Source organism: Parapedobacter sp., assembly GCF_035556095.1.
Lineage (GTDB): Bacteria > Bacteroidota > Bacteroidia > Sphingobacteriales > Sphingobacteriaceae > Parapedobacter.
Genome location: NZ_DATMFT010000025.1, coordinates 128457 through 140506, shown reverse-complemented (window position 1 = coordinate 140506; position 12050 = coordinate 128457). Strand labels below are relative to the sequence as shown.

Annotated in this window: 6 protein-coding genes; all 6 read left to right on the top strand. The window is 48.6% G+C overall.

The features are described 5' to 3' along the window. Nucleotides 1-14: 14 nt before the first annotated feature. The 6 genes from VNQ80_RS16295 to VNQ80_RS16270 all read left to right on the top strand — a co-directional run bounded on the left by VNQ80_RS16295 (nt 15) and on the right by VNQ80_RS16270 (nt 12043). Nucleotides 15-1910: a RagB/SusD family nutrient uptake outer membrane protein gene (locus VNQ80_RS16295; RefSeq protein WP_325640584.1), complete on the top strand. Its 1896-nt coding sequence runs from the start codon at nt 15-17 to the stop codon at nt 1908-1910. 32 nt (nt 1911-1942) lie between these two features. Continuing rightward, nucleotides 1943-5053, top strand: coding sequence for a SusC/RagA family TonB-linked outer membrane protein (locus VNQ80_RS16290; RefSeq protein WP_325640582.1), 3111 nt, complete (start codon nt 1943-1945; stop codon nt 5051-5053). Nucleotides 5054-5064: 11 nt separating this feature from the next. After that, nucleotides 5065-7287 carry a RagB/SusD family nutrient uptake outer membrane protein gene (locus VNQ80_RS16285; protein WP_325640580.1) on the top strand — a complete coding sequence of 741 codons (2223 nt, stop codon included), beginning with the start codon at nt 5065-5067 and terminating at the stop codon, nt 7285-7287. A 120-nt stretch (nt 7288-7407) separates the two neighbouring features. Next, nucleotides 7408-8796 (top strand): discoidin domain-containing protein, encoded by a 1389-nt coding sequence (locus VNQ80_RS16280; RefSeq protein ID WP_325640578.1) that lies wholly within the window; start codon nt 7408-7410, stop codon nt 8794-8796. Between the two features lie 164 nt (nt 8797-8960). Further along, a complete protein-coding gene (locus VNQ80_RS16275; protein ID WP_325640576.1) occupies nt 8961-10430 on the top strand; it encodes a CotH kinase family protein in 1470 nt (489 codons plus the stop codon). Nucleotides 10431-10501: 71 nt separating this feature from the next. Further along, entirely contained in the window at nt 10502-12043 is a 1542-nt protein-coding gene (locus tag VNQ80_RS16270) for a beta-galactosidase (RefSeq protein WP_325640574.1), read from the top strand. The last annotated feature ends 7 nt before the right edge of the window (nt 12044-12050 follow it).

The following is a 12050-nucleotide window of genomic DNA, read 5'->3' as shown; positions in this document are numbered from 1 at the left end:
ATAAAGATATTGTTATGATTGATCATATTCTTAAAATAAAGAAAACCCTGGCATTGGTTGCACTAATAGTGGTTAGTGGATGCTCGGATGTTTTGGATCAGGCGCCGGACGGGAAGATTTCCCTGACGGATGTCTTTAAAGATGACGAAAAGGTTGCCGCCTATTTGAATTCCTGTTACGCCTATATCCCCGGCGAAGGGAAATCGTATTTCTTCCACATGCGCGGACCGGTAGACTGGAGCGACGAATCATGGGATACGGATGCGGAGGCCGAGCCCTGGATTACCTCCGGGAAGCATTATAGCGGAAACGTATCGGCTGCCCTACATTTTAATCAAGAGTTTGCTGATTGGGGCAATGGTAATTACTGGGTACGTATGTGGGAAGGCATCCGTAAATGTTCGGTATTCCTTGGCCAGATTGACGCGGCAACGGTACGGAGTGAATCGAACCGTGCCAGATGGAAGGCTGAGGCTCATTTGCTTCGGGCTTATTATTACTCCATACTGCTTAAATTTTTCGGATGTGGGCTCCCTATCGTAAGGGAAGCACATGGCTATGAAGATGATTTTTCGCAAACGGTTCGCAGCTCCTACTACGATGTGGTGCAGTTTATTATCGAAGATTGTGATAAGGCGTTGTTAGCTCCTGAATTACCCTGGCGCATCACTACCGGTGCCGAGGCATTCAGGTTCACCAAAGCGGTAGCAGAAGGCCTTAAATCGAGGATGTCGCTTTATGCGGCCAGCCCACTGTACAATGAAGGAAACGATTATTGGGACAAGGCATATCAAATCAATAAGGAAGCGCTCGCTAACCTGAGAGCGAACGGGTATGAACTGTACGACAAGGTCAACTTCCCATCTTGGAGCGACAATCCGGATGTATTTCTTCCAAACGATGGGGCTAAGCTTTTCAATGAGTATTTCTCTAACAGCATGACGTACGAAAACAACCCGACAGACAAGGAGACGATTTATCAGACCAATGCCGGGCAAGACGGATTCGGTACAGACGGTGTGGGCGCCCAAAATCAATATAAATCAGGTTCGTGCCCATCGCAGGAAATCGTGGATTGTTTTGAAACTATTGACGGACAACCCATTCTCAATTTAGCGAAGCCTTATATCGATGAAGTGACGCACCTGCAGCCCAACTTTAATTCCAACAACACGCTATATGACGAGCAAGACCCGTATGAAAATCGTGATCCGCGATTTTATGCGTCGATCTATTACAACGGTTCAAAGCGCAAAGCATACTGGCCTTTTGATGAAACCACCGGAAGCATTGAAAACTATCCCGCCGGCAAGGGCTATCGCACGAGGGTGATTGCTACCTGGACGGGAGAACCCCAGACAGGCAGGCACCCCACGACACGGAAAGCCACCCGTACCGGTTATTTCCTCCGGAAATTCATGCATCCGAATTCTGGACAGGAAGTGGTAACCGCAGGCATGGCTGCTCCGAAAGTGATGAGGTTAGGCGAAATTTATCTGAATCTTGCAGAAGCGGCTGCGGAAGCGGGTCACCTGGACGAGGCGTATGTTGCTGTCAATGCGATTCGCCGACGTGTAAATATGCCCGAGTTGCCGCAAGGCCTTTCTAAAGATCAGCTCCTATTACGTATCCGTAATGAGCGCCGGGTGGAGCTTGCGTTTGAAGCACATCGGTACTTTGATGTACGTCGTTGGAATACACCCGATGGAAACCTTGAGAAGACTGACCGCTGGATTACCGCAGTGGATATCACGCGCAACGGAGATGGATCTTACACGTACGCCAGGGTACCCGTATCTCGCGAGCGGCTGAGCTATGCGCGTAAATTCATGTGGTTCCCCATACCGTTGGACGATGCGAATATCATGATAGGTCTGACCGGGGAAAACTGGCAGAATCCGGAGTGGTAATTTGATAATTAATTCAAAAACGAGATTCTTTTATGAATAATTCAACAAATAAAGCTATATTTTCATTGGTTTTGTTGTTCTTGTGGGTGGGGGTCCTTCACGCGCAGGTCAGCGGAACAGTCAAAGATGAAAATGGCTCCATACTGCAAGGGGTAATCGTCGCCTCATCGAATGGCAAAAATGTTGCCGCAACCGATAAAGACGGTAATTATGAGTTGGAACTTGATGACGGCAGTACGCACCTGGCGTTCTCATTCCGCGGCTATGTTTCGCAAACACATGAAGTTACTGATGGGGTACTGGACGTGAACATGAAGCGTGCCGAAACGTACGATCTGGACGAGAAAGTGCACTTCGGAAATTATACCCAGCGGAAGACGTTGGTTACCGATGCCACTTACAGCGTAACGGGCGAAGAGCTACGTCGCTCTCCGGTTGGAAACCTCTCCATGTCGCTTGCCGGACGTATACCCGGATTGTTCACTCGCGAAACCTACTCGGAACCGGCAAGAACCAACACGGAGCTGTATGTGAGGGGCAGTTCGTCGCCTAACGGCGGGACAGCAATGATTGTCATCGATGGCTTCCCGTATGATTATAACGCAAATCAGCTTTTCGAATACATCACGGCCAACGAAGTCGAGACGATCAACGTATTGAAAGATGCATCTGCGCAGGCGTTGTATGGGATTCATGGAGCTAACGGTGTGATTGTGATTACAACGAAGCGCGGAGTCAAACAGCCGTTAAAAATCGACGCGGAAATAAACCATACATTCGAGCAGCGGACGACGACCCCACCTCACATCAGTTCGGCCGATTTCGTGCGCCTGCGGAACCAGGCGGGTTACAACGACGGCAATGGGAGGTACTCGTATTTTAGCCAAGTTGCGGAAGAGGGATTCGTTGCGGGTGAGGACCGGAGTTTTTTCCCCGATAACAACTGGAGAGCGATGAGCGCCAGAGATATCACCCAAATGAGCCGTGTGAACGTTAATCTTACAGGTGGCGGGGATAAAGCCGTTTTTTACACCAACGTGAATGTATTGCGGCAGGATGGTATGTGGAAGGTAGATCCGACAACTACCGATTACAATCCAAACAACAATTTTCTATGGGCGAACATCCGCTCAAATGTCGACGTGAACTTAAATAAATACCTATCCATCGGTGTGAATCTCAGTGGTAACATCAAGCGGGAGAGAACGCCCGGGGGCAACGCGGTGTCGCTGACTTATGGCGGTAGTTGGGACGGATTTGCTAAGCGGATATGGTATCGGTTCTTCACTTTACCACCTTATAATTATGGGCCGACCACGCCGTTGGTTCAAGACCCCGAAACCGGTGATATATCTGGGGGTGAAGTGGTTGTTACGGAAACGGAACCGATTACCTCTTGGGCTGTCATCAACCGCCTAGGGTACGACCAATATACCGTCACCAATATCTATGCACAGTTTGCGCCAAAGCTCGACCTGAGTTTTGTAACACCCGGGTTGAGCCTGAGCGGCAGCTACGGCTACCAGACCAATGCGGTTAAAGGATTATTCGCCAACCGCACTTATGAGGAGTGGGTGCGTACCAAAGATTATTCCGAGTTAGAGTTTGAAAAGATACGGACACAGGTGAATACGCCTTTGCAGTACAGAAGCAGTACGAGCTTTTATTATAACCTGAACTATAAAGGTGTTTTGAATTATCACCGGAGGTTCAAAGACGTACACGATGTAACGGCTATGGCTTACAGTTTTTACCAACACCTCAATAAAGCGGGTGGTGGATTGCCTTACAAACGGGTAAATTCCGGCGTGAGTGTGGGCTACGGATTTGACGACCGGTATTTGGTTAAATTCGATCTGGGTTATTCCGGTTCGGAACAGTACTCCAGCGAAAACCGATTCACCGCGTTTCCCGCAGTTTCTGCCGGCTGGGTGGCTTCCAATGAATCGTTTTTAAAAGAAAACCCAGTGCTTACCTATTTGAAACTCCGTGGTTCGTGGGGTAAAGCAGGTAATGACCGAGGAATAGGCCGATACGTTTATCTTGATAATGTAACGCTGACAGGCGGTGGATTCGGATTTTTAGGCGGCCATAACGTGAACGAAGGCCAGGTTGCCAACCCCCTGCTCGATCCGGAAATCATTACCAAGAAGAATTTGGGAATTGACCTCTCCCTGTTGAACAACCTCACGCTGACAGTTGATATGTATAACGAGCGGACAGAAAACGGTGTTACCAGCGCTATTTCAAGAACTCCTGATTACCAAGGTGTACCACTCGTAAACTATCCGAGAACCAACGTGGGAGTTTATGAAAATAAGGGCTATGAGGTCGCGCTTGATTTTACGAGGGATATTAACCGAAATTTGACCGTCTCTTTGGGCGGATGGTTTGCTCACAATAAGAACCAGATCATTTTCTGGGACGAAAGTGAACGGGCAGAAGATTTCGCGTACCGGATCCGCCAAGAGGGCTATCCTCTTGGTCAACAATGGGGTTACATGGTTGACGACCACAACGGAAACGGCTATTTCAACAGCCAGGAAGAGATTAACAACAGCGGGTTGGTCTATGAAATTGGTACGCCAAGGCCCGGTTACCTGAAATACTACGACCTCAATGCCGACGGCAAAATCAATGACAAAGATAAAGTGCCTCTCGGTAAAGGAGCCTTGCCAAACTTCTTCTATGCTTTCCATGGCGGATTCAAATACAAAAGCTTTGACCTGAATTTCCTTTTCCAAGGCATTGCCGATTACTGGACGATTGACATGTCCAACAGTCGGGTAGAATATAGCTTTGAAGGCATGTATTCGGAGTGGCATAAAACGGCTTGGACGCCTGAACGCTATGCAAACGGAGAGGATATCACGTATCCGGCGTTGTCTGCTCAGAAGAACTCCAATCACGAAGCCAGTAATTTCTTCCTCGAAGACAAATCTTACCTTCGGCTAAAGAACTTGGAAATGGGTTATACGTTCAAAGCCTACAACGGAATAAGGGTCTATCTGAGTGGTCAAAACCTATTTACTTGGGATAAGCTTGACCATGATATTTATGGGCCGGAAGGACATTACGATGGAGGCATAGAAGGGATTCCCGTATATCGTTTGTACAACGTGGGATTAAGTATTAAATTTTAAAAATGACGATAATGAAAAAATATATTATCTTCTCCATAATTGCGTTGGTCGCATGTTTTACTCCGTCCTGCAATAAACTGCTGGAGCTCGAGTATGACGGGCGCTCCTCGCTCGATGAGCTCTTCAAAACCAGGAATGGGGTAAGAGGGTATCTGAACTCGTGCTATGATTCGCGTATTTTTCCCGATATCAACCGCTCGGCGCTTACGGATGAAGCGCAAAGTTCGGAACGGGTTTTTCAGGGGACATTACCATCATTTTGGTATGTAGATGCTTTCTCTGCGGCGAATTATTCCAACGTAGATGGACAGCCATGGGGGGGAATCTACCAATCCATTAGAAAGTGTAATATTTTTCTAAAACGGATCGAGGGTGTTTCGGCGGCCGATTTAGCGTCGTTGGAGGATGAAATAACCTCGTGGAAAGCACAGGCGCACACGCTCAGGGCACTCTATTACCTGCAGTTGATCAAACGCTATGGTGCCGTTCCGTTGATTACTGAATCTTACGAGATCGACCATGACTTCGGGCAGGACAGCCGTGCACCGGTATCAGCGGTCGTAAACCAAATCCTTGCGGATTGCGACGCAGCAATGAGCGCGCCGGAAGCAGCACTGGGGTTTTCTTGGACGGTACGTGTCGGCGAGAATTTCATTATGAACCGCGCTGTGGTACAAGCCATCCGTTCGGAGGCAGCGCTATACGCAGCTAGCCCGTTGTTTGCCGATGGCACGTATTCTTGGAACCAAGCTGCTGAAGTAACCGGCAGCGCGTTGTCAAATCTGTTGACCAACGGCTATGAACTGTGGGATGAGGTTCCCGGCGACGGCGTTGCCCAAAACACTTATGACTTTTATTTCATTACCCAGCACGACGAACAACGTGCACGCGACAAGGAAACCATTTATGGTGGGCCGAATGTAAATATCTGGGGAAGCCACGGCATGCCTTCCACTCCTGGACAACAGTCGGCCGGCGCCAGCCCTACTCAGGAGCTGGTGGATGCTTATGAGATGCAGGCTACCGGATTGCCCCCGATCACAGGCTACGCTGATCCCCAGCATCTGCAACCCATTATCAATACAGCATCGGGTTACGATCCGGAAAATCCTTATGAAGGCCGGGACCCTCGCTTCTATGCGACGGTTTATTTCAACGGAGCTAAGCGGGAATTGGGCGCATCAACCGGTCTTGCCCGGGACGACCACTACCCATTGAATATGACGCTCTCGGGAAATAACATTTCAATTACTGAAGAGGACGGTGGATTTCGAATCGAAACGCTCGGCGGAGATCCGTTTGCACCGACTACAACGTTGGGTACCGATATCAATGCTTCTTCCGGTTCCATATTGCTTAAATTCAAATACAAAAGTAATCGAGACATTACCAATGCGCAGTTCTTTTTCCAAGCACCTGGTGCAGCAGGCGGACAATCGACCCCGGAAAATGTGGTCTTGAACAAATCGGACGAATGGATAGATTTCGAATTGGATTTGACGCCTTACCGAAGCGAAAGCTGGTGGAAATGGGGCGCTGCCGACCACTCGCTGCGGTTTGATGTGGGGCCGGATGCAGGAAGTATCGTATATGTGAAAGATATGGAGATCAATGTGAGAGTTGATTTGACTCCGGCCGATCCCGTTCAAAGCTATGTGGGTGGGAAAGATGCCATCTCGACTACCGACCGACGCGCTACTCATACCGGTTACTACCTGAGGAAATACAACAACTGGAGATCAGGACGTGACAATAATGCCGACGGCGAAATCCGGATGTTCCGTCTTGCTGAAATGTACCTCAACTTCGCGGAGGCTGCGTATCAATCAACAGGTAATCCGGATGCCGCCATCAACATCGGCAACGGGATGTCGATGAGCGCCCGTGACGCGGTCAACGCCATACGCAGGAGGGTGAATATGCCCGATCTGCCTGCTGGATTATCGAAAGATGAGTTCGAGAAACGTTACCGTAACGAGCGCCGCGTGGAACTCGCTTATGAGGGTCATCGTTATTTTGATGTACGCCGCTGGCAAATTATGGAGAATGTAGAGCGCTACGTCACGGGTATGCGGATCACCAAACAGTCTGATGAATCGTTTACCTATGAGCGGATTGGGTTTGCCCGTGAATCCTACAAGGAAAAGCTATATTTATACCCCATCCCTCAGGGAGAAATCAATAAAATGCAAAGCCATACCGGTACCAACTGGCAAAATCCAGGCTGGAATTAATTACATCAAACGCAAATAGGTGTATGAACCCTGAAATGATTACAACAACCGTTAAGCACACCGTGCAATGGTTGTTGTAATCATCAAAGGCTCCATCTGACAACTTAAAAAAATAACCAGATGAAACATATTGTAAAATCAGCGTTCACTATATTGTCCGGGATTCTTGTTCTTAATTCCTGTAGTGAACCTTACGCAGAATCGATCGAGTTGGAACAGTTTATGTTCTTGTCCCTATCGGGATCGACTGATGGTCCGATAGAACAGACGATCAGCCTCGACGATCCATTTACCTACCCACTGTCGGTCTCTTATGGCGGCACTACCAATTATAACCAAGGTGAAATCACCGTAAATCTTGTGGTAGACAACGCGTTGGTAGATCAGTATAATAACGAGAACAGCACCGATTACCTGTCGTTGCCCGACGGATCATGGACCCTCGACAAAAATGAGATTGTTATCCCCGATGGCAACCGGATATCCGATGTTGCAACGGTGACCATCGATCCGTCATCAGTCGATTTCGCTCACGATTATCTCGTTCCGGTTACTATCCAATCCGCTACGGGAGATAAGATTCCGGTTAACGATGAGTTTAAAACCGTTTATCTCGTCATTAAAGGGGATGTTGAACCGCTGGCGCTCGAGAATTTATGGACGGTACACGGCTCTTCATCCGTATGGCAAGAAGCGTTCGGGGTTGAAACCGTGTACGACGGAAACCGGAACTCCTATTGGCATAGTGACTTGAGCGGAATGCCACAATGGTTTGCCGTAAACATGAACGGATACAAGCTCATCGAAGGATTCTCATGGATTAACCGGCAGGATCCCGATCAGCATGCCCTTCCGAAGCATGTGAAATTCGAGACCAGCATGGACGGAGAAAACTGGACGGAAGTGCTTGACGTACCGGAATTACCGGCTTCGCGGACTATGCAGGTATTGGAACTACCGCAGAAGGTCGTCGCCAAATACTTTAAGGTAACTGTGCTGTCTAACTGGGCAGATGCACCTTATACATACGTGGCCGATGTATCCACCTGGGCCGGAGCGAAACCAACCGGCGAGTATGACTGGGAAAAGAGTACCTGGGAGGTAATTGACTATAAATCGCAATGGAACGCGGATTGGGCGGTCAGTAGAATCTTTGATGGCAACAAAGATACCCCTTGGCACAGTGAACCTTTCGACGGCAGCAAGAATGGAATGCCGCAATGGTTTATCGTTGACATGAAGAAGGTAAGGCCGGCCATCAAGGGATTCCTGATATGGAATCGACAGGACGATAAAGGGTCGGAACCCAAGCACGTGGTCTTCTCCATCAGTGAGGACAATACAAATTGGACAACCATCCTCGATCTCGCGGAAATGTCGAATGACCAATCGAAAGAGCTGGATTACCCGACGACGGATCCACAAGCAGGCCGCTACTTGAAAGTGGAAGTTATGACGAACTGGTCAGGCGGTGCCTGGACGTACTTCGGCGAAATCACAACGTATTAATCGTTGGCAAAGGAAGGGCTTCATTTTCGAAACCCTTCCTTTTTATTTTTGATCTGACTGCACGCTTTTCTGGACAGCGCTTTTGCGTGACCGGGGGGCGATAAACCTGCGTATCCGAGGCCTGTCGGATGATATGGAGCTTGTACGGATCTAACAAGATTATTATGAAGAATTTGAAACTCAACATACCCATTTCACTGATAGCGATTTCGGTTTTTTCTTTCCTTTTCGTTTCATGCGGAAAGGAAAAGTTAACACCTAAAATATTTGTCGATGCCGAAATTGCGAAACTTCCGGATCGGACGGTTTTCAAGCTCGGAGAGACGCCAGATTTCACCGGGTTGGAGATATCCGAAGTCTATACCGACAGCACGCGGAAGCCGACCGCCCACTACAAAACGGAGTGGACAGGGAACATATTCAAAAAGGGGCCATCGGATGTAACCGTACGTGCGCGCGAACGCGAGGCAACATTTCAAATCACGTTCAGTGACGAGCTGGTCGAAACCGGACTTCCTGTCCTGTACATCGATACGGAGAATGAAAAAGCGGTCGATTCGAAGGACGACTATGTCAACGGCAACATGGTTATCAAAAAAGAGGGAGAAATAATCTCAGAAAATTCATTGCGGATAAAGGGAAGGGGAAACGCCACGTGGACCTATCCGAAAAAGCCCTATAAACTGAAATTGGACAGCAAGGCATCAATTCTGGGTATGGAAGAAGCAAAGGATTGGGTCCTACTCGCCAACTATTGCGACAAGACACTGCTTCGTACCAGTATTGCCTTCCAGTTGAGCCGGTTGATGCATTTCCCATGGACGCCCGACGATCACTTTGTAGAAGTGGTGCTCAATGGAGAGTACCTTGGGAATTACCAGATTACCGAGCAGATTGAACAGGGAAGTAACCGTATTGATATCCCGGGCCAGGGTTTTATTTTTGAGCGTGACGGATACTATGAGCAGGAGCCGAAGCACTTTGTGTCGGCATTAAGAGGTTACGGCTACTCCTTCAAGAATCCTGACCCCGAAGACGATCTAAGCGACGATCAATGGCACTATATTAAAAATCACATGGACGAGTTCGAGTCCATACTTGCTTCGGAAACATTTGCTGATCCGCTGAACGGATACCGGCGTTATATCGATGAATCAAGTTTCGTCAGGTGGTTTATTTTCCAGAATATCCTCGCCAACATGGATACAAACGTCTATCTGATTAAAGAGGACATGAACGATTCGAAGCTCTCTATGGGACCCGTCTGGGATTTCGAATGGTCTATCGGAATCGGATGGTACGACGGGATAAGGCCAAGACCTGCAAATTATTACGTTTGGGAGTCAAACGTATTTTACTACGACCGTCTCTTGCAGGACCCTCATTTTAAAGCCAAGGTAAAAGAGCTATGGAACAACATCGCTGTGACGGACCAAATTCTTCAGCACATCGACGAAACGACCCAGCTTATTGGAAAATCCCAGGAATTGAATTTCAAGCGGTGGGATATCATGAACACGCGTGTGAGTGTCGGCGGGATCCCGATGGGGTCGTACGAGAAAGAGCTGGAGGTTGATCGCCAGTTTTTTATCAATCACATGAACTGGTTAAATGGCGAGATAGCCAACTATTGACTTGGTTTTTCCGGAAACCGGCGATTATTTAGGATGACTCCTGCGTTGTATCAGCAATCAATATGTGAAACATGAAGACCGACCGAAGGAAATTTTTCAAAACAGCGGGGTTTGCGACAGCCGGGTTGGCTACGGGGCTCCACTCCAGCTTATGGGGTGCGGGTTTGGAAGCAGGTCAGGCGCCGAGGATAGATAATACAGCATTCTCCGCTACATCTGATACGCTTCCCTTAGCCATTCAGCATGCGAGACCGATAGACCACGGAGAGGCGTTGGTTAATCCCGGAATGGGATGGGTAACCTATTTCTATTCCAACCTCTACCAAAATTATGGGTCTAAGCTGGCCGCCTCCGATACAGTCCGTTATTTCCCGGGAATGAACACGGTGTTCCTCCGTCTCCCCTGGGCTTTCATTGAACCGGAAGAGAATAATTTTGTCTGGGAAATACTCGATACGCCTGCCCAACGGTGGATTGAAAATGGGGGGCAGGTAGCACTTTGTATCACGGCGACGGAAAATTGGATGGAATCGGGGACCCCCCGTTGGGTTTTCGAAGCGGGCGCTGAACATTACGAAGTAGACGGCTATCTTGAGCCAAACTATGACGACCCTGTTTTCCTTGAGAAAGTGGAGAAGTTTGTCCGGATACTTGCGGAAAGATACGACAACAACCCTCATATCGCGTATGTATTTGTCGGCCATTACGGTATGTGGGGAGAAGGGCATACGGTACTCACTACACCGAAGCACGGCCATTCATGGGGTTTTGACACGCAGAAGCAGATGATTGATCTCTATCGACGTCACTTTAAAAACACGCTCCTTTGTATTTCTGACGACTATGTGGGACACGATCTCAGGGGCGAGCGGTTTCCGATTACCGACTACGCTTTTTCGCGTGGCGTCTCTATCCATGATGACAGCATCCTGGTTCAGCCGGAACCCAACAATTGGTACCACAGCGAGATGGCCCAACTATTCTGGCCCACACTCCCCGTGGTGCTGGAGCATGAACACTTCGGCGGCTCGGTCGAAAGAGGAGCGTGGGATGATGAGCTCCTCCTACGTGCGGTGGAGGAGTATCATGCCTCTTTCCTTTCTATCCATTGGTGGCCGGATATATTCTACGAAAAGAACAAGGAGCTAATTGCCCGGATAAACCGGCGCATCGGGTACCGACTGCAAGTGCCGGAAATTAGCTGGCCATCGGTAATCAGAAAGGGAGAACCGTTTATCATCCAGAGTAAATGGGCGAACGCAGGGGTAGCCCCCTGCTATAGTGGTGGCTATCCTTGTTTCACACTCAAGGATGAAGAAGGTGGGATTGTTTCCGTACTGACCGACACCTCGTTTAATCTGAAAAACCTCCCAATGTCCCCACCCGACAAAAAAGCAGAACAAGCGTTATCATCAAGCTTCGTTATCGCGCCTGCCCACCGTGACAGGAAAGGTATTTTCTCACGAGCATGTTTGCCGGGTACATACGATCTGTACGTTTCTGTGGGGGACCAGGATGGCACGCCGATTTATGAGCTTCCTTATCCCAACAATGACGGGAAAAAACGGTATAAGATAGGTTCTATCGTATTACAGGATTATGAATCAAGCTAATATAGTC